Here is a 26,758-nt window from a genome sequence, read left to right as displayed (position 1 = left end):
TAATAGAATAGCTATGTAGATATAGCTTGCTTTTGGGCTGACTATTTTTGTATTATAACTTTTCCTGTCAGTTTTTCTCCTGTAGGGGTGTTGATTTTTATGAGATAGATGCCAGCCGGGATATGATTAGGCACTTTCATGTTGTTTGTTTTCATTGTACTCTTATAAACAGGTATGCCATTCATATTATTTATGATAATCGTGCTGCCCGCCAAATCCTTGTTATACTGAAAGGAGATCTCTCCGTTAGTTGGATTTGGATGTAGTTTTAACTCCATCGGGAGTCCTGTTTTGCCGGCAAATAAAAATTGATTGCTGACAATTACTACAGCCCTGGTGCGGCTACTGCTTACACAGCCATCGAGGAGTGATTCAACATAATAATACAAAGTATCTGAAGTAAGTGGATGAACAGGAAAAGCATTGCCGGTAAAGAGCGGGGAACCACCTGTTGCTGTAGCATACCATTTGAAAGTAGCTCCGGGTGGCGCAATCGCTTTCAGGGTATCATCCGTATTTACGATCATGAATAATGTATCATGGGCGAGCGAAGGAGGTGTCCGGGGAGTAACTCCCACTTTTACAGGAATGCGTTGTGGATATTCACAGGATCCTTTAGCCGTAACATAATAGGTGGTGGTGGTATTGGGACTTACGGCATAATCCGGGCCGGTATGAAGTTTTGTTCCTCCTGTAGGGGCACTATACCAGATGATGGAGTATAGCGCATTAGGCACTACCTGGACGGCATGCAGCGTGGCACTGTCACCTTTGCAGATATGCACACTGTCAATATCTACCCGGGGTAGAGAAGAAGTACTGCCTGCAAAATATGAATGACGAACAGAGTCAGACCTGCATCCCGTTACACGATTTACAGCCTGTATATAAATATCTCCCTGTGAACCGGCAAAGTTTGTATAATAGGGTAGTTGTACAGAATCCCTGTTTAACACTACATAAGAAGTGTCTAAAATCAGTTGCGAAAATGCAGTGTAGATAACTCTTACATTATAATCCATATCTGGCTGATGATTCAGTATTGATATGAAAGGTGCACCACATACCATTCCTTCAGGGGGATAATAAATCGGGTTGTCAACGCTGTTTTTCCGGTAAGCATAATAAAGCCGGAAATTACTTAGCAAACCAACAAGACTGCTGCTTAGTTTGATCTTTACCCGGTCAAATTGCTGTTGTGGTCGCAGTAATATTTCTCCACGGCTATTGCACTGCAGGAGCCGCAGTATGCTGGAATCCACAATATGAGTATCATTATTGGAAGTGCTGCCATTATAGGTTTCCACTGTTACTCCACCAAATAAGTTGGCAGACAATACAGGATTTCCACTGCCGATCCCAATAACAAGGGAGTCGCAACCAGTAGCACTTGCAGTTGGGAAAATAAGTGTTTGCTCCACGCTTACACCTAAAAGGCCCACATTAATGACAAACGTGGAATAGTCTTCAAAGCTGCTGTTATTTATGGGGTTGTTTGGATTATTTACTCCGCACAGCAAACACAGACCATTTACCTTGTTGGTTTGACTATTGGCATATGTTTTCTGCCCGAGCGCTCTTGATGATATTGCCAGAACAGCAAATAATATAATGCCACAGGAAATAAGCAGTTTTTTGGGGACAAAGTAGAAACTACACATTAAGATGGATTTATGGTGATCAAATAGGGTTTATTAATTAACACAGATAAGGTCAATGTCTGGAGCGATGCAGGCCCTCCATTTTTAAAGTTATTTGTTCAGGGTTAATATCAGGCCGCAGCTTTCAGTGGCAATCAATGAAAGGGTAATGCCGGGTTAAATATCTTTATTCATGCTGCAATTGCATGTCATCCATCATCATGCACAAAGCGACCTGAAAACGATAGCAAATCTTCCATTTATCCCCAAAACAGGTTCCCCCGAATTATGTTATATTTATAGTAATCAAAATTATCTCCGATGGCAAAACAAATGTCTATCCTTCCCTTTACGGGAAAACTCGGCCCTCTCATTGGGTATAAGCGCAATGGCAACTACTTCCTGCGCTCCATGCCCGAAAGCGTGCAGCAAACGGCTGCTACCCGCCGCGCATCTCGCCGCTTTGGCGTCGCCAGCAGGAAAGGCGCTTTTATCCGTCATGCTTTCTACGGCCACCTGGATATCCATTGTGATGGCGGCCACATCAATCGGCTCAACAAGGTACTCATTGCTGCTGGTGATTATCACGAGGCCCTGACAGGCTTCCGCTTCAATCAGCATACCGGAATAGATCGTTTCTTTGCGGTGGCTCCCCGGCTTCTGAGTAACGGGATATTAAATATTCCCGCGCAAACCATCCCCGGGTGTAAAGGCATTGCTGCGCTGGAAGTAAAAGTGATCGCAACGCGCATCGATTTTATATCACGTAAGGTGGCGGGTAGCGAAACGGTTACGCTCATGATAGCCCCCGATACCACTTTCCAGGAAACAAATGTTTCGCTGGAGGTACCCGGAGAAGGTTCACTGGTAGTGGTTTTCCAGGTAAGAGCGATGTACAAAGATGGCCCATCGGGCAACAGGCAATATATGGCGGCCGATATTATTGCCGTGGCAGCGCCACAAGTACCCAAATATGCTCATAAACGTACTTATCCAAAGCGGATAATATTGCTTCCCAAACTTACCTGTTCACACGCATATCCAGCCGTCATTCAACTGGAATAAAGCTATCCTTGCCTCCTGGAGATATTTTGATGAATAATCCCTTTATACCTGCTTCCTTTCAATAGTATACCTCTTTCCTCAGCTACCCCCTGGTAGGGAAGCAGCCCTGCTATGGCCGGTTCCGACATCCATCCATTTGCTGATTCAATTTCATCCCGGTTACACATCCAAACGTCATCTCCGCATCAAGTCCACCTCTACAGCACCGCTTCTATAGTTACTAAGCGGGTGCTAAGCATACGCCCGACGGAGCCTACATAATGAAAAGGTAATGTTGACTATAATGATGGGTGTTCTTAATGCACTATAAACTTTATGCTTAAAATTTAGACTATCCCAGGTTTTCAACTTGATCCGGGAAAATTAAGGGGAATAATTATCAACACTACAGGATACAAAGCAAATATTTGCGCAGATAAAGTCAAAAAAGCATTAGTTGCTTCCTGTTTTAGTTTCGAAATTGAATTCGTCAACAAATGTTAGTCGAGAGCTTTATAGCCTGGTTGGAACTCCGGTAGCCCGGATACTTCCCTCAACCAGGTCAAAATTGGATATCCCCTTAAATAGACCAAACTATTGCCGCCCATTGGGGCTATTGGGAGAGGTGTACCCAAAGTCGCCGGAGCACAATAGATACTGCTATTAAACTTGCCGATCAGCTTAAGGAGTATTGGGTTGTACCAGGACAACTAAAATAAAACCATGGTTATGTATTTCAATGTCGTGAGGTTGCTGTTCAAATTACTTCTTAAAATAAGAAATGTATTAATCAGTATTAAAAATGTGAAAAGAATGGGAGTGAAACATCGGCTCCGGATAAAGATCAGCACTATCAGTGAAGCTATGGCTGATAGGCTCGGAGAACTGACTTCCATGCAAACGGTTTTAGAGGATAGGAAAGAGAATGCAGGCATCCGACATCCCTTTTTTAAGATTGAATTTAGTCTCAACTGAGAACTTTATATCTCAGGTGGGGAGGAATTGGTAAAGATGCAGAAGAAACTATTTAGGAGCTGTAGAAGCTATTGGGATGCAAATTAAGGATAAATAGTCAGATTGACTATCAAGCGGCCGGCAACATTACGTCCGGCTGCTTTTCTTTTGTTTATACGCATCTTAGCGCGCAAGGCAGCATTTAATCCTCATAAAATAATTTTTTCCGGAACTGACATTTTCACATGGTACAATTCCATATAGGGGGTGTTATGTAAAGAATGGCTTGTTGTTCCTATGTGGACTAACTTTTAGCATTATCAACTGTTGATCGCTGATGCTGCGTTTAAGAGGCACCGAACTTGTTTTGCCGGTAGTGCTCATTATTTCGCAGCAGGAGGAAGATGAGGTACACAGGACGAGTTTATTTTTAATTTGACTTTATTCCATTAACAGATCAAATGAAATGAAGGCGGAGCTTAAGAACGATGAATATTACTTTTCCCACCTCAAAGAGGGGAATGAGGAAAGTTATTATTATTTGATCCGCGTATGCCCCGGTGCTTTGCCGATACGCCGAGGGCCTGATCTTTGACAGTGCTGTGGCGGAGGATATAGTAGAAGATGTATTTGTGAAACTATGGCAAAGAAAAGAGGTGTTTGACGACTTGGACGATGTAAAGAAGTTTATTTACGTGGCCATCAGGAACGCCTGTCTGAATTTTAAAAGAGATAAGGAACGGGAAAAGAAGAAGTTCGAGATATTTGCCAGTATGAGTAAAGAGGATATCGGAATTGATGAGATTATTTATGCAGAGCTATTGGTGGACGTGCGTAAAGCCATTGATGGTCTTCCTCAAAAAATGAGAGAAATCTTTATTCTGGGTTATATAGATCAGCTTTGTAACTACGAGATAGCCAACCAAACTGGACTTTCCTATCAAACAGTGCGCAACCAGAAAACTAAAGCCCTTACTATTATACGGGGCATACTAAAAAATCAGCCTGACTATAAACGACCGGTCATTACAATAAAAGTATTTTCTAACTTAAAGGATGTAACCTTGTATGTGAATGAGAAAAAGGTAGCTGATCCCGAAATAGGGACAACGTCAAAAGATTTTGTTTTTAAGAATATCCGGTTAAACAAAGGTGCCAATATAATCAAAGCTGAAGGCAATAGTAATGGCAGGTTAATCACGGATATTATTACCTGGTATTTAAAAGATTAACATGAGAATAAAACTGATACTTTTCTTCCTTTTCATTAGCATGTCGATTAGCCGTGGTTATTGTCAGGAAATAATATCATTAAAAGGGCAATGGAAATTTGCTTTGGATATTAACGATGAGGGTATTCTGAAAAAATGGTTCATCGGTAACTTAACTGATGAAATGGTATTACCAGGGACTACGGATATAGCAGGTTGGGGTACTCCTGACCAATCTCCCTGGATAAATTATTTGCAAAGAAAGCACAAGTACATAGGCGCAGTATGGTATCAAAAAACAATTGATATACCCGATAGCTGGAGCGGATATCAAACCGAATTGTTTTTAGAAAGAGTGAAATGGGAAAGCCGCGTTTGGGTTGATGGAAAAGAACTGAGCAAACCAGATGACGGTCTTGTGGTATCACATAAACACAATCTGGGCATTCTTGCTCCGGGCAAGCATTTGATGAGTATCAGGATAGACAATCGAATGATACATCCCATCGGCGACAAAGGACACAATTATACTGAACAGATGGAAAGTATATGGAATGGCATTGTTGGGAAAATCGAGTTGAAACGAAGAAGCATTATAAATCTAAACAGGATACGGTTGTTCCCGGATGCAATCACTAAGGAGGTTTTAGCGGACATAAATGTGGCTAACACCACGAAATCAATGAATGAGATTGGTATTCAAATTGAGATTAAAGACGAGTCACAAAAGTCGATCGGCACATTGAATGTCAGGAAGAAGCTAAATGGCCATGTGCTTGAAAATTACAAGATCAATATCCCGGTGGGCCAACTAAATGTCTGGAGTGAATTTCAACAACCACTGTATACAGCTACCTGCACTATTACAAACGGAGGACAACAGGAAACAGCAGATGCTGTTACATTTGGATATAGACACCTGGAAGCCGGCAAGTATAAAATTATTGTTAATAATGTACCAACATTTATCCGTGGAAACCAGGAGTGTTTGGGTTATCCGCTAACAGGTTATCCACCAATGGATCTTGCTAGCTGGAAAAAAATATTCAGAATATATAAATCATATGGACTGAACCAGGTCAGATTTCACTCTGTATGCCCACCAGACGCAGCTTTTCAGGCTGCAGATGAAGTTGGTATTTATATGATGGTGGAGTTGGTTTGGATGACCTCCAGAAGCGCGCTTGCAGATATACGCCCCATAAGTGCTACCATAGGTATGCCTAAAGGCCTTGGAAATAGTGATAGGACCATTGACAGCTTTGTAGAGAAAGAAACACGTCGGCTATTGGATCAATACGGTAATCACCCTTCCTTTTGTTTTTTTTCATATGGCAACGAAATGGACAATCTAAATAAGACGGTAGTTAATAATTGGTTAGGCGATCTTAAAAAAGACGACCCTCGTCATTTATATTCAGGTACTACAGCCAGGATGGTGCTACCTAATGATGATTTTCAGGAATCGCATATGGTGCCGGATAAAGGCGAGATTGTAAATAAATCAGGCAGTTCTTCGACTATAGCAAATTATGACTCAGCATACGTTTATACAAAAGTGCCTGTTATAGCCCACGAACTAGGTCAGCTCCCTGTTTACCCATTGTGGACAGATATTGCCCAATACGACAAAACACCATTTCGCTTTATTAGTCTGGAAAAAAGCTTTGCACTTGCAAAGCAAAACCATATAGATGGACAGGCAGCAGATTTCAGAAAAGCATCTGGCTATTTGCAACAGCTTCTTTATAAGAATGACATTGAAAGAGAATTCCGTTCGCGCTATGGTGCGGGGTTCAACCTGCTTGGGATGAATGATTATACTGGCCAGGGAGAAGCCCTCATTGGCTGGTTGGATGCCTTTTATTGCAGTAAGGGCATAACAACGCCTACAGCGTTTACTCAATTCTGCAATACGGTGGTTCCACTGGCCCAGTTTCCAAAGAGAGTTTATACAAATACAGAAACCTTGCACGTTAACCTGCAGTTGGCCTGTAATACGCAGTCGGTGTTTAAAAGTGGGCTAACCTGGCAACTAATTAACAAGGAGAGCAAACAGGTTATAGCTTCCGGCCGCTTTTCAAGCAGGAGTATAAAACCCGGTACACTAGCTGATTTCGGCGCAATCAATATCAAGTTCGCTCAAAGCGATACGGCTGCAGTTTATACACTCATTGTTTCGGTGGAGGGAAACAAATACAGCAATAAGTGGGATTTCTGGGCTTATCCTGAGGTAACCGCTGCCATAGTGAACAAACCCGAAGTTAAAATATCTGATAACATTGCTGATGCAATCGCAATGGCTAAGCAGGGCAACAAGGTATTGTTTATGGCGCATAATGCCGGTAGCCCTTCACAAAAATACTTCTCAGGGTTTGTACCGGTATTTTGGTCGACTATATTTTTTCCCGGCGAAGGCAGTAAAACTTTAAGCGCGTTGGTGGATAACAATCATCCGGCATTAAACGATTTCCCCACAGGAAATAGTTTGGATTGGCAATGGCAGGATCTCTGTGAAAAATCCCGTGGAACAGTTTTAGATGGAGAGGCGCTGGACTTAAAGCCAATTGTGTAACCCATTAATGACTTTCATGACAATAAAAAACTGGCTTCGATCTTTGAGGTAAAAGTTGGCACAGGCAGCATATTAATATGCGGTTATAATATTGCTGATAAACTGGAAGAAAGACCCGCCGCCAGACAACTTAGGAAAAGCCTGCTCAATTATATTAATTCCGATAGCTTCACCCCGTCTTTTACCATCAGTGACAGTTGGTTAAGAAGCAAATTTTATACCTCTGCTGTTGGTCCTCAAAAGGAAGAACAGAAAGATGACGCCAATACTGTGTTTCATTTAAAACCTGGACATAGATCAGAAGCTGGAGCAAAAACCTGGAATATTGAGAACGACGAATTGCTTGTCAATAAAATAAATGCCACCTGGCAGCTACTACAGGGTGATATTACTCGCCACAATGAGGCGGACAAAACCGGATGGACTGCCGATAGCACCCATGACATAAAGTTCGAGGTACAAACAGCTACCACCACAATTGGATTTTTAAATCTGAAGATTCAATCAAATACTACAAAATCGGTAACCATTGGCATTTCTGTTGATGGCCGAAAAACCACCATCACCGTAGATAATCATCCAAAGTGGTTTAGTCTGCAATATTTCAGAGAAGATTTTGATGACAAGAAATTACTAATTGAGATATTGCCTGGGGTAACAAGTACCCCGCCTATCATTTCTGAAATTAAAATGATAAGCGATAAATAACAAAAAGCCTCATGCTCAATCAGGTTATTTATTTGCGGTTTAAAGTGTTTTTTTATTTTCCCTGCTGAAAATGCTGCATCTGCCACCGCCCAGTTGCGGATTTTTGCCCAGTATCATGATACCTGAGCTTGGGTTGGGGTAAATTTTGAGCATAACAGCCTTACCTATGGTTTGGGGCTGGCAAAGGACTGCATCCGTCTCAAATTCAAACTTTTCATTTCATTTATAGTTAACACTCCTCTGAGTAGACTATAATTATACGGAAATGCATACACTTTTTCCAAATCTATTTTGACTGCATATTATTGTTGGTAGGGGAGAAGAGGAAAATCTGTAATTATAATCGTATCTCAGTAAGTGATCGTTAACCCTGATGAAGTGCGATAAAGAAAAAAGAAATGTGAGAAAATCAATCGGAAGTCGACTAAAAAAGAAAAACCCGCTCATTGAGCGGGTTTCTTCGAGATTTTGCGGACCGGACGGGACTCGAACCCGCGACCTCCGCCGTGACAGGGCGGCATTCTAACCAACTGAACTACCGATCCATTCCCGAAAAATAGTACTAAAAACTTCCTATCTTTCTGTCTCCCAATTCGTTGTGTTGTTCCGTTTTGGGATTGCAAAGATAGCAACAAAGTTCCCAATTAAGCAAATCTTTTTTAAAAAATATTTTCAGCATTATCTTTACACCCGATCTTTAACCAATTTAATCAAATTATGCAATTCCTGGATTTCGAGAAACCTATCGCTGACTTATATGAGCAGCTGGAGAAGCTGAAGGAAAATGGTGAAAAATCAGGCGTAGATGTATCTGCTACCGTGAGCGAGTATGAACAGAAAATCGTTGATACCCGTCAGAATATCTATGGCCACCTCACCCCCTTTCAGCGTGTACAGCTGAGCCGTCATCCGGATAGGCCCTATACGCTGGCGTACATCGAAAAGATGTGTACCAACTTTACGGAACTGCATGGCGACCGGAATGTAAAAGACGATAAGGCCATGGTAGGCGGTTTTGCCGACCTGGATGGTGAAACAGTCATGTTTATTGGCCAACAAAAAGGCGTAAACACCAAAATGCGTCAGCTCAGAAACTTCGGTATGGCTAACCCGGAAGGTTACCGCAAAGCCCTCCGCCTCATGAAACTGGCCGAAAGATTCAATAAGCCGGTCGTCACCCTCATCGATACTCCTGGTGCCTATCCCGGCCTGGAAGCAGAAGAAAGAGGTCAGGCAGAAGCTATTGCCCGGAATCTCTTTGAAATGGTCAAACTCCGCGTACCCGTAATCTGCATTATAATAGGCGAAGGTGCATCTGGTGGTGCATTAGGCATTGGCATCGGCGACAGGGTATTTATGCTGGAAAATAGCTGGTATACCGTTATTTCTCCCGAAAACTGCTCTACAATCCTCTGGCGTAGCTGGAATTTTAAAGAAAAAGCGGCAGAAGAACTGAAACTTACCTCCGATTATATGAGCCAGTTTGGCCTGGTAGACGGAATTGTTCGTGAACCACTCGGTGGAGCGCACGTAAACCCCGATGAAATGGCTCATTTATTAAAAGTGCGTATCAAGGAAACACTGGCTGAATTAAAGAAAATTGATCCCGATACCCGCATTGAACAACGTATTGATAAGTTCTCCCGCATGGGCTTTTACGAAGAGAAATAAAAAAATATTTAGAGATCACAATAAAAATTTCGAATTTCGGCCTTCGGAATTCGAAATTTTTATTTTCCCGTAAACACAATATGGAACAACTAAAAGGCACCGGGGTGGCATTGGTAACACCCTTTAAAGCAGATGAAAGCATCGATTGGAATGCTTTGGAAAAGTTGATCAACTACGTGATCGATGGCGGCGTTAACTATGTTGTGTCATTAGGCACAACAGGTGAAACACCTACTCTTTCTGCAGATGAAAAGCTGGATTTGATAAAATTCACTTTCGAAAAGGTGTCGAAGCGGGTGCCTGTAGTGATTGGTATTGGTGATTATAATACCCGGGATGTAGTGAAACGGCTGGAAAAATGTCCACTGGACGAAGCTGCAGCAGTACTCAGCGTAGCGCCGTATTACAGCAAACCTACCCAGGAAGGAATATTTCAGCATTATAAAACCATTGCTGCCGCCTCTCCTAAGCCCATTATCCTGTATAATGTGCCCGGACGCACCGGTCGTAATATGACGGCTGAAACTACCCTGCGCCTCGCGCATGAAGTAGAAAATATCATTGCGATGAAGGAAGCTTCCGGCGATATGATGCAGTGCATGCAGATTATCCGCGATAAGCCAAAGGATTTCCTGGTGATCAGCGGTGATGATGGTCTCGCACTGGCTCAACTGGCCTGCGGTATGGACGGCGTCATTTCTGTAGCAGCCAATTACTTTGCTACCGACTTCTCCAGCATGGTACACGCCGCACTGGTAAATGATTACCCGGCAGCACGTATCCTCAATAACAAAATGCTCGAAGGATTTGACCTGATGTTCTCAGAAAATAATCCGGCTGGTATTAAAGCTTTCCTGCACCATGCAGGCATCTGCGGAAATAATTTCCGCCTCCCTGTATTGCCTGTTACAGATGAACTGTACGGCAAGATGGCTGCATATCTGAAGAACTACTAGCTTTTAAATAATAAAAAGAGGGAAGATGATATCATATCATCTTCCCTCTTTTTATTATTTAAAGCCAACGGCTAGATCATATAGGTTACGCCTTCTTCTGCAATGGAGGTATGCTCAAAAACCGGCCTGGATTCATCCAGAAAAGGTTGTAATTCGGTGTATTTGGAAGAAAAATGCCCGATAAGCAGTTGCTTTACTTCGGCCGCTGCCGCCAGGGAGGCTGCCTGCACAGAGGTGCTGTGATAGCGCTCTGCTGCCCGTTCCTGCAAATCATGCAAATAGGTGGTCTCATGATACATCATGTCCGCATCTTTCAGCCATGGTAGCAGGTTTATATCGTAAATAGTATCTGCACAATACACATATCTTTTACCGGGTGGCGGCGGCACGGTCACCCAGTCGTTTTTAACAACAGAGCCATCTTTCCGCTGATAATCAGCTCCATCCTGTAATTTGCTGAAATAAGCAGCCGGAATTTCGTACACCCTTGCCTGTTCCGGAATCAACTTCCGCTTTCTTTTCTGCAACTCAAATGAAAACCCGAAGCAGGAAATCCTGTGCTGAGTGGGGAAACAACTTACACGCAAGTCTTTATCCTCCAGTATGATACCGCTATATCCGGGTTGAAGCGGCACAAAAGACAATTCAAATTTCAACACAGTGCCCGAGCAATCCAGTTGCAACTGGATAATCTGCTCCAGCTCCGGTGGCGCATATACGCTGAGCGGATCAGTACGCCCCATCAGACTGAGGGTGTTCAGCAAACCTATTAATCCAAAATAATGATCTCCGTGAAGATGACTGATGAAAATATATCTCAGTTTACTGCGCTTAATCCTGTATTTGGCAATCTGTAATTGTGTTCCTTCCCCGCAATCCACCAGCAGCAACTGTTCGTTGCAGGTAACTACCTGGGCCGTGGGGTGCCTGTCCAGGGTAGGGATAGCTGAATTGTTACCTAATATTGTTACTGCAAACATGTATTTATCGTTTAGCCGTTAGCTTTTAACTCTTAGTCCGCTGCATTGCCTCAAGGCCCAAAGCTAACGTCTAAAAGCGTTTCTCTATTCCATTCCTTCCAATAATTCTCTTTCCAGCTCTTCCATCATGATCAGATCTATCGCCTCGGCCATCGTAGGCGCTATATTTAACATATCATTACCAGCTTCTTTCAGCGTAGCTGTTAAGGTGTTGTTAAGACCGGTCAATGCACAGGAAAGTTTATTGTCATACATACATTGGTATACTGTTAAAATGGCTTCTATTCCTTTTTCATCGGTTTTTTCTACTAATGTCATATCCAGTATGAGATTACGCCCGTTTAATTCCGGCAATGTGGTAGCAGTGGTAATGAAGTCATCTGACAAATTAGCATCCAGGGCGGCTTCTTCCGGACAAAAAACGACTATTTTTTCTTTGGTATCAATTTTGAATTTCATGCGTTGGACGTTGTTTTATACTTTAGTAAAAATAAATTTTGAACAGAGGGAACCCGCCTATAAAATATAACCGCAAGAGATTGAAACAAAAACCTCCATTTCTTCGTAGATATTTTTAAACGAACGTACCCGCATCACCGCAAAAATAATTCTTATACTATTAAAGTGTAAGTTGTTTAAGTTTAAAAAAGGAATAACTTCATTCCGACAGATAACGTGGTAATCTTAAGTCAGAATTATTCGTTATTATTGTATAAGCAAGCCCCCGTAAGGGTTTTTGATAATTTAATAATCTCACAATGGACCAGAATTTTTCACCGCAAGTTAAGGAGATCATTTCGTTCAGCAGAGAGGAAGCTTTACGCCTGGGAAATGACTTCATAGGTACTGAACACCTGCTGTTAGGTATTATTCGAGAAGGCGAGGGCACGGCCGTAAAGATTCTGCAGGCTTTGAACGTAGATCTGTATGAGTTACGCAAGGAAGTAGAACTGGCTGTAAAAGATAAGACCGGAAAGAATATCGCTAACATCAATAGCCTCCCGCTTACCAGACAGGCAGAGAAAGTAATACGTGTTACCGTATTAGAAGCTAAAGCACTGAAAAGCGCTACGGTGGAAACGGAACACCTCATGCTCTCTATACTTAAGAATAAGGAAAACGTTTGTACACAAATCTTACAACAATTTGACGTGGACTACGATACTTTTAAAAACGAACTGGGCTTTGTAAAATCTGCGGACCCTAAATCAGAATTTGATGATCCGGGCGAAGAAGAGTTTGAGGACGAGAGAAAGAGTTACGCATCCAAAGCCAAACAGACAAATACCAAATCCAAAACGCCCGTACTGGATAACTTTGGTAGAGATATTACCAAGCTGGCCGAAAGTGGCAGCTTAGACCCGATTGTTGGCCGCGAGCAGGAAATTGAAAGGGTATCCCAGATACTTTCCCGCCGTAAAAAGAACAATCCGATTCTTATTGGTGAACCCGGTGTGGGTAAAACCGCCATCGTGGAAGGTTTGGCGCTGCGTATCGTGCAGCGTAAAGTTTCCCGCGTGCTTTTCGATAAGCGCGTGGTAAGCCTCGACCTCGCCGCCCTGGTGGCCGGTACCAAATACCGCGGCCAGTTCGAAGAAAGAATGAAGGCCATCATGAATGAACTCGAGAAAAACAGAGATGTAATCCTGTTTATCGATGAAATTCATACAATCGTGGGTGCCGGTGGCGCTTCAGGATCCCTGGACGCTTCCAACATCTTTAAACCTGCACTCGCAAGGGGCGAACTCCAATGCATCGGAGCCTCTACCCTCGATGAGTACCGCATGTACATCGAAAAAGATGGCGCACTCGACCGTCGTTTCCAAAAGGTAATGGTAGAACCACCTAGCGTGGATGAAACCATCCTGATCCTCAACAATATCAAGCAACGTTATGAAGAATATCATAATGTAAGCTATACTGATGCAGCCATTGATGCCTGTGTGAAACTGAGCGACCGCTACATGACCGACCGTCTCCTGCCAGACAAGGCGATTGACGTACTCGATGAGGTAGGCGCACGCGTTCACCTGAAAAACATCAATGTTCCGCAAAATATCCTCGATCTCGAAAAACAGATCGAAGACATTAAACAGGAAAAAAATAAAGTAGTTAAAAGCCAACGCTTCGAAGAAGCCGCTGCTTTACGCGATACAGAAAAGAAACTGGGTGAAGACCTGGAACGCGCCAAAGCCATGTGGGAAGAAGAAGTGAAGCATAAACGCTACCCGATTGACGAAGAAGCCATCGCGGAAGTTGTCAGCATGATGACCGGTATCCCTGTTAAAAGGATGGTACAGGCAGAAACTGAGAAGTTACGCCGCATGGGTGAAGATCTTAAGGGCGCCGTGGTTGGACAGGATGAAGCTATCAGCAAAGTCACCAAAGCCATACAGCGTAACCGCGTAGGTCTGAAAGATCCTAAAAAACCAATCGGTACTTTCATATTCCTCGGCCCTACCGGGGTAGGTAAAACAGAGCTCGCCAAATCACTGGCCCGCTACATGTTCGACTCTGACGAAGCGCTGATCCGCATCGATATGAGTGAATACATGGAGAAATTCTCTGTAAGCCGCCTTATTGGTGCTCCTCCGGGATATGTAGGCTACGAAGAAGGTGGACAGCTGACCGAAAAGGTTCGCCGTAAACCATACTCCGTAATCCTCCTGGATGAAATCGAAAAAGCACATCCGGATATTTATAACCTCCTGTTGCAGGTACTGGATGATGGTATCCTCACCGATGGCCTCGGCCGTAAAGTGGATTTCAAAAATACCCTCATCATCATGACCTCCAATATCGGAGCCCGTCAGCTGAAAGATTTCGGTGCAGGTGTTGGTTTCACTACCAGCGCAAGAGCCGTAAATGAAGAAGAGAATACCAAGTCAGTGATCGAAAAAGCACTGAAACGTACCTTCTCTCCTGAATTCCTGAACAGGATCGATGATGTCATCATCTTCAACTCCCTCGCGAAGGAACATATCTACACCATCATTGACATTACAATGAAGAGTGTACTGAAACGCCTGAACAACCTCGGATTCAGCCTGGAATTGACAGACGAAGCCAAAGGCTTCCTGGCAGATAAAGGTTACGACCAGCAGTTCGGCGCCAGACCACTGCACAGGGCCATCCAGAAATACCTGGAAGATCCTTTGGCAGAGGAAATCCTCAACATGAATATTCATGATGGTGATATTCTCGTAGCAGACCTGGATAAAGAAAATCAGAAGCTGATCTTTACTTTAAAAAACAACTCTTCCAAGAGTAAGTCAGAAAAATCAGAAGCGTAAATAGTACGCCGAAAAATAAAACCAGCCCGTCAAGGTAACTTTACCGATGACGGGCTTTTTGTTTTTTATAACATGAACATGTTAACGACCCCTGCAATAGGTAACAATTTGCCCTATACTTCACATCATCTTATATATCCACTCCTTTAAGTGTCTTTTATGCCATCAGTACCCACCCGGTAATTGGTGAACTCTCCCTTGATTATCATCCAATAATCAATATTAAAAATGGTACTATCATGTCATTTTTTAAAAAGATATAATATGTCACATTTGCAGTATGCAATTTATATAATCTATATAATTTAATATTTTCTAAAAAGAAACAATTTAGTTTTTTTAATATTAATTGGAATAGACTTAGGCAGACTTGACTGAAATCCTAATACCTCGAATTTTTTAGCTATTTATCCTTATATCCTTCACACCGGCTAATGACAGTGCCGGAGGTGTATTTGAACAAACTATTTATCCTTATATCTATGAGAAAATCTCTACGTAATGTAGCTCGTGTTATGCTAATAGGTGGTGTAGGTCTTGTCGCCACACAGGCAAACGCACAGTTGAAAGTAGGTAAGAATCCTACCTCTATTCAAAAATCGGCTATACTCGAACTGGAATCAGATAAACAAGGTTTACTGTTACCCCGCGTAGCAGATACTACCTTGATGACCAGCCTCAATCCTCCGGACGGGATGATCATCTACTGGACGGCTTCTGGAAATGAAGGATTTTATGTAAGACACAACTACAAATGGGAAAGAATGGCTACCAAGGCCTCTTCCTGGGATTTACTGGGTAACTTCCTGACAAATGCTGCCACGCAATTTATAGGAAGTACTAACAATATCCCATTTGTAATGAAGGCTAATAACAAAGAAGGGGTAAGGATTGACGACGGTAATGTGACACTCAGCAACAAAGTTACATTGAGTGGCGTTACCACTGATGCTACCAATACATTAGTAGACGCGGTAATCGTTGACCCAACAGGTGTTGTCTATAAGCGTCAACTCACGAAGGCTGCCTTCTCCAACTTCATGATTAATAATTCTGCTGAACTGAAACATGTTATCACGACCGATAACGGTACAGATTATAAATTCACTGATCTTGACGTAGCTGGTACCAGTAGTACACATACCCTGAGTATTGCTACCCAGGATGGTACCAAGGGAGTAGGTTTACTCACCAAAGCTGATTGGAAAACATTTAGTGATGCCGCTGCCAAGTCACTCCAGGTAGCAGCCTTCAGCAATACTTCAAATGCGAACGGTTTAACAATAGACAATACCGGTACCAATCCTACAATCGCCTTAAATGCAGCTGATGCTACACATCCAGGTGGTGTTTCCACAGGACTGCAAACTTTCGGTGGTGATAAAACATTTGCCGGAAAAATTACAGGTAGCAACGGTCTGGTTATCACAACCGGCGGTGCGAATATTACCGGTGTTACAAATATTACCGGCAATACTAACGTTACTGGTAATGGGGACGTAACTGGTACATTCCATGTACTCAACACTACTAAACTCGATAACACTTTAACCATTACAACAGGTGGTGCAAACATCACAGGTGCTACTAAAGTTACAGGTCCGCTGGAAGTAACCGGTATTCCTAAACTGGGTGGCGTAGTTCCAGGCGGAGCTTTAGACAGTACTTTATTGTTGCTGAATAGTTCCAATGAGGTGGTGAGCAAAAAACTTCCCCTGTCCCTGTTCACTGAGATGACCTTTACGCAAAATCACGCTGGTGCAGATCTGAAAGTGGATAAGAATAGTACCACGAATGTAGTAACCGTAAGTGTTCCGCAGGCCGATCCATCCGTAGTAGGGGGTCTGGTAAGCAATGCTTCCCAATCATTCGCCGGAAATAAAAGATTTGCCAACGATGTAGCCGTGAAATCAACCGTAATAATTGGTGACACTACAAATGCAGCTAACTCTACTTTACAGGTAGCAGGTTCTGTATCTATGGCGATTAAAGAAGTAACAGGAACCGCCTACACAGTAGATGCAAGTGATTACACCCTGATCGTAAAAAATACTGCTGCAGTAACAGTCACTTTACCAAGTGCTGCTGGCGCAAAAGGACGTATATACACCATCAAGAAAGTAGCCGCTGATGCTACCAATAATCTTAATAACGCTGTAACTGTAAAAGCAACAGCAGGACAGTTCATTGAAGACGGTAACTCCGTTGACATCTACAATGACTGGACTTTCATCACCGTACAATCAAACGGTGTTGATACCTGGTACATTATTAAGAAATAAGGTTGAACAGTATTTGAAACGGCTACGTATAACCGTAGCCGTTTCACCTCTTTTTGTGCTTACTTAAATGATGATGTATGAAGCTGCAAGGGCTTGTAAAGGTATGTGCTGCGATGTTGTTCTGTTTAAGCAATCAGCAATTGTTGGCACAGCAATTAAAGCTGGGTACTAATCCTACTCTGCTTGATAAAAATGCATTGCTGGAATTAAAAAGCGATAAACAAGGATTTTTGCTCCCCCGTATTATAAAGGCGCAGATCCTTGCCGGCGGTGCTTTGTATAACGCTGCTGAAGGAATGCTGGTATATATAACAGATGATAAAGCGCTATACCTCAAGAAAACAACCGGTTGGGAAAAAATAGATTTTTCTATTCTTACAGCCGGCACCGGTATTGGTATTACAGGTAATACGATTAGCAACACCGGCGTAACAAGCTTCAATTCACGCACCGGAAATGTGACGCCCGCAACTGGAGATTATGCTATCACCCAGCTCTCTGATGTAGCCATTACTGCACCGGCAGATAAACAACTACTCCAATACCAGTCCGCTACCAGTAAATGGACTAATGTAGCGCTATCATATGTGGATCCCAGCAGAACATTATCCCTCGCAGCCGGAACCGGTATCGCTTCAGTAACAGCACTTCCCGCTGGTACTGATCTTTCACAGAACAGAACCTGGACCATTACAGCCAACAATGGCGCTGCACTCTGGAATGCCAATCAGATCCAGGGGAAAAGTATATTAACCACTGTTCCTAATGAAGGCGATTTGCTCACCTTCACCGCTGGTAACTGGACACCTAAAGCACCATCGGCTTCAGTTGTTGGTGTTAACACTATTAACGCATTAGCTGTAGGAGATCAGTTCTTACGCCCATTATATACCGCGGGCACAACATCCTACGGTTTTACATCCACAACAGCCACACATACCTTAACAATTGCGGATGCTTCCGCAACAATAGGTGGCCTTGTAAACATAGTCCCACAAACATTTAAAGGAGCCAAAACGTTCAATGATGGCATTGTAACAAGCACGCTCCGTATTAATACAGACGTAGGAAATACTGCCACTAAGATATTGGGCAAAGATGCAAATGGTGATGTTTCATCTTTGACTACTGATACTACCCTGACCATCAACACCGCCACCAAACAATTGGGTGCCAAGAATACCACTAACATGTGGAATGCTAATAAGATACAGAAAAACGGTGTCATTGATAGTCTGCCAGGTGATGGAGATGTTTTAAAATGGAACGTAGCCAGACAATTATATGTCCCTGCACAGGACATTACCGGCGGAGCCTCTTATGGTAATCTGGCCGATAATGATATTACTTATGCAGATGCACCTGATCCTAAATACAGAATGAAAATATGGGCAAGCCCCACAACCGGTGCAGTGACAAATGGCCCGGCTGGAACAAGTGCCTGGGCATGGAGCGTATTATCATTTCAGAATACAGGCTATACTACTCAACTATATTTTGATAAGAACACACTCGCCTTAAGAGAATGGAAAAACAATCCGGCACCACCACCACCGTTGATTGCCGGCTCTAACCCATGGTATAAAGTGGTGACGATGCATGGTGATGCTTTATTGGGGGTAGGAGGGCTTATATTCGGGACCCGATCTACTGATTCAAAATCAGAAGTAGCACAGGATTCTGTTAACTTGTTTTGGGATAATACAGGAAAAGAATTAGGTATTAAAACTAATACACCTGTTGCGAATCTTGATGTAAATGGTACAGCTAAAATAGGTGTCGGAGGAACAATATTGAATGGTATTTTCCGTGCACCCAATCAGACCATAGCGTCTATTGCTACGGGAACTGCAGTTTCAAAAACAGTTACAGTTACAGGTGCAGTGGTTGGTGGGAGCGTAATCGTTAATCCAAGAGTAGACTTTAGTACAACTTTTTATATCCTTTCTTCGAGAGTGAGTAGCAATAATACCGTTACCATAATTTTTGTTAATAGTACGGGGAGTGCTGTTACAAACCGGGTTTTTGATCTGACTGTTATCCAATAGGCATAATTGAAAAAGAAATATTTAATATTATCACTTATATTATTGCTGACGGGAACAGCCTCCGCCCAGCAGGGTGTCTACATCCCTTCCGGAGCCACCGTATGGCTCTCCGGCAATACCAACGTAGGCATCTTCGCTGATATGACCAACAATGGTATCCTCGGTTCAAATCCTAATACCACCTTTTATTTCCTCAGTAAATTATGGACTAACGGAAACGGATCTACGCTACCGGACGAAAGTGCAGATGGTGTTTCCGGCACCGGTGGCACCTTCAGTTTTTCCGGTACTACCTCAGGTCAACAAAAAGTATTCGGCGGTTATAGCTTCATCACTAAAACAGGTACCAGCTTTCCTAACCTGCAACTGAACAACACAGCCGGGCTGTTACTGGACGACCTCAGCGATCTTAAAATCAGGAATAACCTGCATTTTAATAGTGGCCGCCTTTATCTCAATGGCTGGAACCTACAGGTAGGAGAAAAAACACCGGGTACCATTACCGGCTATTCTGATTATCGCTACGTAGTAACAGGTAAAGGAATCGCCGGTGGATTGCTGTACCGCGCAGGGATCAATAATGCCGCCGGTAAAGTGGTATTCCCCATAGGAACAGATGATAATAGTTATGCGCCTGCCGCTGTATTGATGACAGGTGGTATTGATATGATTGGTGCAAGAGTATACGACAGCGTATTTACAGTGGCCGCCGGCGGCCAGTCTTACCCCGACAGCGTGGTGAATAAAACCTGGAATATCCGGCGGGAAGATAATAGTGGGGGAGAAGTAGATATTATCCTGCAACATATGGATGTAGACGAGTTACCGGCTTATGCCACCTATCGCGATAGCAGCTTCATTACGCGCTTTGTGGCAGGAGTATGGGACAACGTACCGTTTATTCCTAACAAACCATTGGCAGGTACGCTAACGACCAGTCCAATGACCAGCCCTGCTACTATGCACCTGCGACATTTTGCCGCATTGGGCAGCAGTGAATTTTTTGCGAAAACAACCCTCTTTGGCTCGGCCAAACCAGTCATCTTCCTGAGCTTTGAAGCATACAGGATAGCGCCGGCAATGGTGCAGCTGGACTGGACCACCAGCAAGGAAATATATAATGCAGTGTTTGAAGTGGAACGCCGTTATGAAAGAGAAGAATCATTCAGTAAGATAACGACCGTTCCTACAAAAGCACTCAATGGAAATAGCAGCGTGYCGCTTAGCTATACCTATCAGGATCCGAATGACTATGACGACTGGACCTATTATCGCATTAAGGCAGTAGGACGGAATGGCAAAGTCACCTATTCTGAAGTACGCGCGGTACCTCCATTTGTACAGATAAACGTATTCCCGAACCCGAACAACGGCCACTTCACGGTGAAGATCCGTGGTATCCGCGGGGATATGCAGATGGAATTGCATGACGTATGGAGCCAGGTACTGCGGAAGTATGATGTGAAAGGAGATAAAGATATTAATATCTCTGACCTGCCTTCCGGCGCGTATTTCCTGGTCATCTATCAGAAAGACACGAGGAAAGTACTCTATACCTGTAAGGTGATCGTGACCCAATAAAAATTACGAATTACGAATTATGAATTACGGATTTGTGGAGAAATGACAGCAAATGTTACACTGTCTTCTCACAAATCCGTAATTCATAATTCGTAATTCGTAATTCTCCTTGGTTTTCTCACCGATTTGCCTCAATTTTGTAGGGTTCTTCCCTATAGTCGATTCATTTAAACAGATAGTTTTGAAAAAAATAATCATCACGATAGATGGCTACTCTTCATGTGGCAAAAGCACTTTAGCCAAGCAATTGGCTAAAAGACTGGACTATACCTATATAGACAGTGGTGCTATGTATCGTGCTGTAACCCTTTATTTTATTCAAAACAGAATCGACTGGCTCTCTCATGGAGCCGTAGCCACCGCGCTGAAAGATGTACACCTGGATTTTGTACCCAACTCCCTGACAGGTTTATGCGAAATGTACCTGAATAATGAGAACGTGGAACACCTGATCCGGGAAATGGTGGTGGCAGAAAAAGTGAGCGAAGTAGCCGCTGTAAAAGAAGTTCGCGACTTTGCAGTAGCACAGCAAAAGAAAATGGGTACCCGCAAAGGTATCGTAATGGATGGCCGTGATATCGGAACCGTAGTATTCCCCCATGCAGAACTCAAGATCTTTATGACCGCTGAAATAGCTATCCGCGTACAGCGCCGTTTTAAAGAATTGTACGAAAAAAACAAGAATATTACCGTTGAAGAAGTAAAACAAAACCTCGAATTAAGAGATTATATAGATGCCAACCGCGAAATAAGTCCACTGCGAAAAGCAGAAGATGCTATTATCCTGGATAACAGTCACTTAAACCTGGAAGACCAGCTGCAATTGGTGATGCAATGGGTGGAAGATGCAATAATGGCGCACTCCTCATAAAATATTATTTTCTTTTATTAAAACTCTTTTATACATTTGTTGTATAGCTGTATGCTATCAACCCGATAATTTTTCCCACATCCTCCCGAATTTCCAGTAGAATTTATTTGCATGCCAATTGATGTCTCTTTGTTGACGCTTTTTGCATACCCAACCTTATCCTCCCTGAGAAATGCTGCTTAGGTAATTTTTGTATAGTAAGTCATTCTGTGCCAACGACATTCGTGTTATTGACCCGACTGAATAAGACAATAGAAAATGTGCGTAAGACGCGTTATCATATATCGTGCTTCCGGAAAGGTCTTATCCTAGCTATATCCACAAGGACCCTTTGCTATTAACCGATTATAAATTGCTATTATATAAAATTCAGCCTGTTGTAGTGTCACCACTGCATTTAGGCATTAAAGGTAATGTGGGATGGCGTGGCACGCCATTGCTGTCCCATATTTTCAGTAGGTGTATTCGGTTAATAGGAAGAAGGGGCGAATTCTTTCGCCCTTTCGCTTTTTTAAAACTTTTTGATTGTCAGATGATTAATATCGATACCCCCAATGTGGACAAGTTGTACGGATATCTTTAAATCACTACACGTTATTCGTAATTCTTTTTTAAATTGTGTAGTCACACAGACCAGCCAATGTCTATAAAAGGTGTATGTTTTTTGTTCCTCCTCCTCCTGGGAGCCAGCGTAGGAACGGTGGCGCAGGATTCCCTGCGGATTTCCAAGTTGCTGGACTCTGTTCGTACGCTCCCTAATGATACCGCTAAAGTATCCCTGTTGCTCAAAAAAGGAGTAGCCAACAACCGCTATTTTGACTCGCATAAGTTGGAAAATGTCTTCCTGCAGGAAGCGCTTAGCTTGTCGCAGCGCCTTAAATACGCTAAAGGAATGTCTTCGGCATATAACGAAATCGGCACCGCCAAAAGGAATAAGTCCCTGTATATTATTGCGGAAGATTTTCATGAAAAAGCCCTTAAAGCAGCAGAAGAAGCAAAAGATACTTTACTTATCGTTTTCTCTCTGAATAATGCCGGGGTGGACTGCAGGCGACAGGATAAGCTGCAGAAGGCTTTTGATTATCACGTCCGGGCGCTGGTATTGGCCGAGAAAATCAATGATATCCGCAATATTTGCGTAGCTACTAACAGCATCGGTAATATTCAGCTCTCCACCGAAAAGTATGATGATGCCATTACCCATTTTAACCACGCATTAGAGCTGGAAGAAAAAAGTCATAATGAACTGGGAATAGCCATTAACCTCGGTAACCTGGGTTTTGCATACCAGGGCTTGAATAAAGTCGACCTGGCCATTCAATACCATAAACGTTCCCTGGCTATTAACCTGAAAATGAACCGGCCAATAGGTATGGCTATCTGTTACAATGCACTTGGCGCCGCCTATAAAGAAAAGAAAGATTATCCCGCCGCTATGGAATACTTTGAAAAGGCGCTGGAGGTAAATGATAAAGTAGATGATAAAGTCCATGTGGCAGAAAGCTACCTCAGTATAGGGAAACTGCTCGGAGCACAGGGAAGACATGATGAGGCCAGGAAATACATGCAGCAATCTATTGACATCAGCACGTTCTGGGGTTTCAAATCCATGCTGATGGATGCTTATAAAGCCCTGGCAGCAGATTATAAAGCAAGTGGGGAGTTTGAGAAGTCACTGGCGGCAACTGATAAATCACTGTTGTACAAAGACAGTATCCTCGATGAGAAATCAGCGATGGCACTCACACAAATGCAAACGATCTATGAGGTAGACAGGAAGGATAACCACATCCGTACCCTGGAACATGATAAAATGATAGGAGAGCTGCGCACCAAACGAAATGTAGTCATCACTTTTTTCCTGGCTGCTTTCCTGCTGATGGCTATTGTAGGCGGATTTTTCTATATCCGTCACCGTAATCTGAAAGCTAACAAACAAACCTTACAGCTGGAACTAAGATCACTCCGCTCCCAGATGAACCCCCATTTTATTTTTAACTCCCTCAGCTCTATTCACCGCTATATCTGGAGTAATAATCAGGAAGAAGCATCAGACTACCTTACCAAGTTTTCCCGGCTCATGCGCCTCATCCTCGATAATACACAACATACCTTTGTTACATTAAATAAAGAACTGGAATCATTAAGGTTGTACCTTGACCTGGAATCGCTACGATGTAATGGCATTTTTGAGTACCACTTTAATATCGATCCGGAGATCAATGACGAGGAAGTACTCATTCCTCCCATGATCTTACAACCATATGTGGAAAACGCTATCTGGCACGGACTCGTTCATAAGCTACCGGAAGAAAAGGGATTACTGAATATCGACATCGTTTTAAAGAAACGAAGCCTGGTATGCACCATTACCGACAATGGAATAGGTCGCAAAAGGGCCATGGAAATAAAAGACAGGAAGGGACGTATGCATACTTCTGTAGGTATGAAAGTAACAGAAGGCAGAATAGATCTGATCCGCAAAATCAATAATAAAGAAGCAAAAGTAACAGTGACGGATCTGGAAGATGAAGCAGGGCAGGGGATAGGAACTAGAGTGACGATTGTGTTGCCTGCCGAATTTATATTTTAATGATCGGCTTTTAGCCAGATACCACTTCATGATTACATTTAATCCTTAAACCATAAAACAGCTAATAGCTAAAAGCTACTTGTATGAGCGAAATCAAAGCTATCATTGTTGATGATGAGCAACATTGCATTGATGCCCTGCAAACGATGTTACAAAAAAAATGTCCTGGTGTAAATGTGATAGGTTCAGCGAAAAGTGTGCGCGAGGCGAAAGAACAGATAGATGAATTGCAGCCGGACCTGGTATTTCTGGATGTGGAAATGCCTTATCAGAACGGTTTTGAGCTGTTGAAATTATTTGAGAAGGTTTTCTTTGATGTCATCTTTACCACAGCATATGAACAGTATGCATTGAAGGCCATTAAATTCAATGCATTGGACTATCTGCTGAAACCCTTCAGTGTAAAGGAATTGCAGGATGCCCTGGATAAATGCCGGGAGAAAAAAGTGAATCGCGTAAAAGATCCGGGCGTATCTCCGATGGAAGTGTTTTTACAAAACATGAAAACACTGCAGCAAACACATAAAAAAATTGCGTTGCCCACCATCAATGGGCTCGTCTTCATGCCGGTGCAAAACATTGTTCGTTGCGAATCTACCGGTAACTATACCCGCATTTTTTTTACTGATAAAAAGAATCTCATGGTATCCCGGCCGCTGAAAGAATTTGAAGAACTGTTGTCGGATGTAGATTTCTTCCGGGTACATAATTCTCACCTGATAAATATGCAGCAGATGCAGTCTTATATACAGGGAGAAGGCGGTTTTGCCCTGATGAGCGATGGCACTCAGGTAGAGGTTTCCAGGAGACGTAAAGCCGACTTTTTAAAGAAGGCAATGCAGTTCTGAGTAATATTTTAGAAAGTCAATTCCGATTTTATTCGTTTTTATGCCAGTTATAGTTAATAACCTACCATATAATAAATGGCTATTGCAGGCATATTGTAGATAAACTACTTTTGAATTACGATTTCAATATTAACGCGATATAAAGATTTTATACTCTGCATTACTAGCGTGATTAGCCCCAAAGAAAAAAGACACCTTCGTGGTGTCTTTTTTGTTATATCTTAATCTTAGATAAATATTTACATATAATCTATATTATTCTATTGTAGCCAATTCATCTGCTTTATGTTCCAGCTGATAAAAAGACAGTAACCGGCGGATGACTCCTTCAACGAGGGCGTCCGGACAGGAAGCGCCACTGGTCAGCAGAATGGTCACCTGCTCTTTTTGTGGTAAAAAGCTATCACTGTTAATTTCCTTTTTATGATGAAAATCCCAGTGATTAATGGCATTCTCAGAAAGCATATGCTCGGGAGATGAGATAAAATACGTAGGCAGCTTTTCTTCACATAATTCCACCAGGTGCGAAGTGTTAGAGCTGTTGTAACCACCCACTACAATGGCCAGATCAGCAGGTTGTAGCAGCATACCGGTAACAGCGGTCTGGTTATCATTGGTAGCATAACAAAGCGTATCCCGGGTATCAGCAAACCTTTCGCCCGCAGTTGCATCCGTAAGCTGGAATGTAGTGATCATCACCTGCCGTATATAATCAGCGATGGCCTGCGTTTCTGTAGCCAGCATGGTAGTTTGGTTAACTACGCCTACCCGCTGAAGGTCAGTAGCGGCATCAAAGCCAGGTGAATACTGGTCTTTAAACAGGTCATAAAACTCATCCGGACGTTTTTGCCCGGTAATGAATTCCGCCAGCAGGGCAGCTTCTTTTATATCTTTTACAACTACGGTAGGGGTGCCTGCCTGACTATGAGAAAAGGTAGCCCGGGTTTCTTCATGCTTAGGTTTGCCATGCACGATCACCGTATAGTTTTTCTTTCCGATTTGTTCTGCCTTGTTCCACACACGTTCCACAAAAGGGCAGGTGGTATTGTATTTCAGTGGTTCAATACCCAGTGATGCCAGTTGCCGTTCTGTTTCCAGGGTAGTACCAAATGCAGGAATGATCACAATATCATCGGGCTCCAGGCTTTCCCAGGGTACCAGTTGATGGCCGGAAGTATCCATGATAAATTGTACACCCCGGTCCAGTAAATCATTGTTTACATGCGGGTTGTGGATCATTTCACTGAGCAGGAAGATACGTTTGCCAGGATTCTCATCTACTGTTTTAAAGGCAATTTCAATAGCATTTTCCACACCATAACAAAATCCGAAATGGCGGGCCAGTAAAATACGGAGCGGACCAAAATTAAGTTCAGTGGGAGTGAAATCCTTCTTCATGCGGTCCTCCTGCTTGCGCTGGTTTTTTATGGCGCTGATCAGCGGACTGCGATATATGACGGGAACGTTAAATGTTTTCATGTGTTAAATGGCGGAAAATTGAAG

17 protein-coding genes and 1 tRNA gene are annotated in these 26,758 nt (G+C 42.9%); 13 read left to right on the top strand and 5 right to left on the bottom strand.

Features of this window, described 5'->3' with window-relative positions:
• Positions 1-41: 41 nt before the first annotated feature.
• Complete coding sequence (locus AC1DP6_RS20335) at positions 42-1,661, bottom strand: Ig-like domain-containing protein (protein WP_477056465.1); 1,620 nt, start codon at positions 1,659-1,661, stop codon at positions 42-44.
• A gap of 300 nt (positions 1,662-1,961) precedes the next feature.
• On the opposite strand from AC1DP6_RS20335, the gene AC1DP6_RS20330 reads away from it, so the two are divergent.
• The 4 genes from AC1DP6_RS20330 (at position 1,962) to AC1DP6_RS20315 (ending at position 8,132) form a co-directional block, all read left to right on the top strand.
• Positions 1,962-2,705 (top strand): hypothetical protein, encoded by a 744-nt coding sequence (locus AC1DP6_RS20330; RefSeq protein ID WP_477056464.1) that lies wholly within the window; start codon positions 1,962-1,964, stop codon positions 2,703-2,705.
• Positions 2,706-4,198: 1,493 nt separating this feature from the next.
• Positions 4,199-4,870 (top strand): sigma-70 family RNA polymerase sigma factor, encoded by a 672-nt coding sequence (locus tag AC1DP6_RS20325; RefSeq protein WP_477056463.1) that lies wholly within the window; start codon positions 4,199-4,201, stop codon positions 4,868-4,870.
• 1 nt (position 4,871) lies between these two features.
• Positions 4,872-7,424: a sugar-binding domain-containing protein gene (locus tag AC1DP6_RS20320; protein ID WP_477056462.1), complete on the top strand. Its 2,553-nt coding sequence runs from the start codon at positions 4,872-4,874 to the stop codon at positions 7,422-7,424.
• A gap of 270 nt (positions 7,425-7,694) precedes the next feature.
• Complete coding sequence (locus tag AC1DP6_RS20315) at positions 7,695-8,132, top strand: hypothetical protein (protein WP_477056461.1); 438 nt, start codon at positions 7,695-7,697, stop codon at positions 8,130-8,132.
• A 471-nt stretch (positions 8,133-8,603) separates the two neighbouring features.
• On the opposite strand, the gene AC1DP6_RS20310 is transcribed toward AC1DP6_RS20315, so the two are convergent.
• Positions 8,604-8,677, bottom strand: a tRNA-Asp gene (locus tag AC1DP6_RS20310).
• A gap of 172 nt (positions 8,678-8,849) precedes the next feature.
• Between AC1DP6_RS20310 and AC1DP6_RS20305 the strand changes: the two genes are divergently transcribed.
• Positions 8,850-9,803, top strand: coding sequence for an acetyl-CoA carboxylase carboxyltransferase subunit alpha (locus AC1DP6_RS20305; RefSeq protein WP_441577455.1), 954 nt, complete (start codon positions 8,850-8,852; stop codon positions 9,801-9,803).
• A gap of 80 nt (positions 9,804-9,883) precedes the next feature.
• Positions 9,884-10,759: a 4-hydroxy-tetrahydrodipicolinate synthase gene (dapA, locus tag AC1DP6_RS20300; protein WP_477056460.1), complete on the top strand. Its 876-nt coding sequence runs from the start codon at positions 9,884-9,886 to the stop codon at positions 10,757-10,759.
• A gap of 71 nt (positions 10,760-10,830) precedes the next feature.
• On the opposite strand, the gene AC1DP6_RS20295 is transcribed toward dapA, so the two are convergent.
• Positions 10,831-11,739, bottom strand: coding sequence for a ribonuclease Z (locus tag AC1DP6_RS20295; RefSeq protein ID WP_477056459.1), 909 nt, complete (start codon positions 11,737-11,739; stop codon positions 10,831-10,833).
• A gap of 84 nt (positions 11,740-11,823) precedes the next feature.
• The gene (locus tag AC1DP6_RS20290; protein ID WP_477056458.1) at positions 11,824-12,198 is read right to left on the bottom strand and encodes an STAS domain-containing protein; all 375 of its coding nucleotides are present in this window, start codon (positions 12,196-12,198) and stop codon (positions 11,824-11,826) included.
• Positions 12,199-12,497: 299 nt separating this feature from the next.
• Between AC1DP6_RS20290 and AC1DP6_RS20285 the strand changes: the two genes are divergently transcribed.
• The 7 genes from AC1DP6_RS20285 to AC1DP6_RS20255 all read left to right on the top strand — a co-directional run bounded on the left by AC1DP6_RS20285 (position 12,498) and on the right by AC1DP6_RS20255 (position 25,255).
• Positions 12,498-15,032: an ATP-dependent Clp protease ATP-binding subunit gene (locus tag AC1DP6_RS20285; protein ID WP_331958085.1), complete on the top strand. Its 2,535-nt coding sequence runs from the start codon at positions 12,498-12,500 to the stop codon at positions 15,030-15,032.
• A 482-nt stretch (positions 15,033-15,514) separates the two neighbouring features.
• A complete protein-coding gene (locus AC1DP6_RS20280; protein ID WP_477056457.1) occupies positions 15,515-17,314 on the top strand; it encodes a hypothetical protein in 1,800 nt (599 codons plus the stop codon).
• Between the two features lie 77 nt (positions 17,315-17,391).
• Positions 17,392-19,362, top strand: coding sequence for a hypothetical protein (locus AC1DP6_RS20275; RefSeq protein WP_477056456.1), 1,971 nt, complete (start codon positions 17,392-17,394; stop codon positions 19,360-19,362).
• 6 nt (positions 19,363-19,368) lie between these two features.
• Complete coding sequence (locus AC1DP6_RS20270; RefSeq protein ID WP_477056455.1) at positions 19,369-20,943, top strand: T9SS type A sorting domain-containing protein; 1,575 nt, start codon at positions 19,369-19,371, stop codon at positions 20,941-20,943.
• A 181-nt stretch (positions 20,944-21,124) separates the two neighbouring features.
• A complete protein-coding gene (gene cmk / locus AC1DP6_RS20265) occupies positions 21,125-21,814 on the top strand; it encodes a (d)CMP kinase (protein WP_477026477.1) in 690 nt (229 codons plus the stop codon).
• A 664-nt stretch (positions 21,815-22,478) separates the two neighbouring features.
• Positions 22,479-24,407, top strand: a complete 1,929-nt coding sequence (locus AC1DP6_RS20260) for a tetratricopeptide repeat-containing sensor histidine kinase (RefSeq protein WP_477056454.1) — start codon at positions 22,479-22,481, stop codon at positions 24,405-24,407.
• 83 nt (positions 24,408-24,490) lie between these two features.
• Positions 24,491-25,255, top strand: a complete 765-nt coding sequence (locus tag AC1DP6_RS20255) for a LytR/AlgR family response regulator transcription factor (RefSeq protein WP_477026479.1) — start codon at positions 24,491-24,493, stop codon at positions 25,253-25,255.
• A gap of 255 nt (positions 25,256-25,510) precedes the next feature.
• On the opposite strand, the gene AC1DP6_RS20250 is transcribed toward AC1DP6_RS20255, so the two are convergent.
• Positions 25,511-26,734: a 4-hydroxy-3-methylbut-2-enyl diphosphate reductase gene (locus AC1DP6_RS20250; RefSeq protein ID WP_477056453.1), complete on the bottom strand. Its 1,224-nt coding sequence runs from the start codon at positions 26,732-26,734 to the stop codon at positions 25,511-25,513.
• Between the last annotated feature and the right edge of the window lie 24 nt (positions 26,735-26,758).

Source organism: Chitinophaga sp. 01L420 (genome assembly GCF_056399985.1).
This window is presented reverse-complemented; position numbering and strand designations above follow the sequence as displayed.

Excerpts from the sequence above, each read along its gene's own strand:
- AC1DP6_RS20330 (WP_477056464.1), top strand. The coding sequence starts at position 1,962 with ATGGCAAAACAAATGTCTATCCTTCCCTTTACGGGAAAACTCGGCCCT.
- AC1DP6_RS20320 (WP_477056462.1), top strand. The coding sequence starts at position 4,872 with ATGAGAATAAAACTGATACTTTTCTTCCTTTTCATTAGCATGTCGATT.
- AC1DP6_RS20295 (WP_477056459.1), bottom strand. The coding sequence starts at position 11,739 with ATGTTTGCAGTAACAATATTAGGTAACAATTCAGCTATCCCTACCCTG.
- AC1DP6_RS20280 (WP_477056457.1), top strand. The coding sequence starts at position 15,515 with ATGAGAAAATCTCTACGTAATGTAGCTCGTGTTATGCTAATAGGTGGT.
- AC1DP6_RS20285 (WP_331958085.1), top strand. The coding sequence starts at position 12,498 with ATGGACCAGAATTTTTCACCGCAAGTTAAGGAGATCATTTCGTTCAGC.
- AC1DP6_RS20275 (WP_477056456.1), top strand. The coding sequence starts at position 17,392 with ATGAAGCTGCAAGGGCTTGTAAAGGTATGTGCTGCGATGTTGTTCTGT.
- AC1DP6_RS20335 (WP_477056465.1), bottom strand. The coding sequence starts at position 1,661 with ATGTGTAGTTTCTACTTTGTCCCCAAAAAACTGCTTATTTCCTGTGGC.
- AC1DP6_RS20255 (WP_477026479.1), top strand. The coding sequence starts at position 24,491 with ATGAGCGAAATCAAAGCTATCATTGTTGATGATGAGCAACATTGCATT.
- AC1DP6_RS20290 (WP_477056458.1), bottom strand. The coding sequence starts at position 12,198 with ATGAAATTCAAAATTGATACCAAAGAAAAAATAGTCGTTTTTTGTCCG.
- dapA (WP_477056460.1), top strand. The coding sequence starts at position 9,884 with ATGGAACAACTAAAAGGCACCGGGGTGGCATTGGTAACACCCTTTAAA.
- AC1DP6_RS20305 (WP_441577455.1), top strand. The coding sequence starts at position 8,850 with ATGCAATTCCTGGATTTCGAGAAACCTATCGCTGACTTATATGAGCAG.
- AC1DP6_RS20250 (WP_477056453.1), bottom strand. The coding sequence starts at position 26,734 with ATGAAAACATTTAACGTTCCCGTCATATATCGCAGTCCGCTGATCAGC.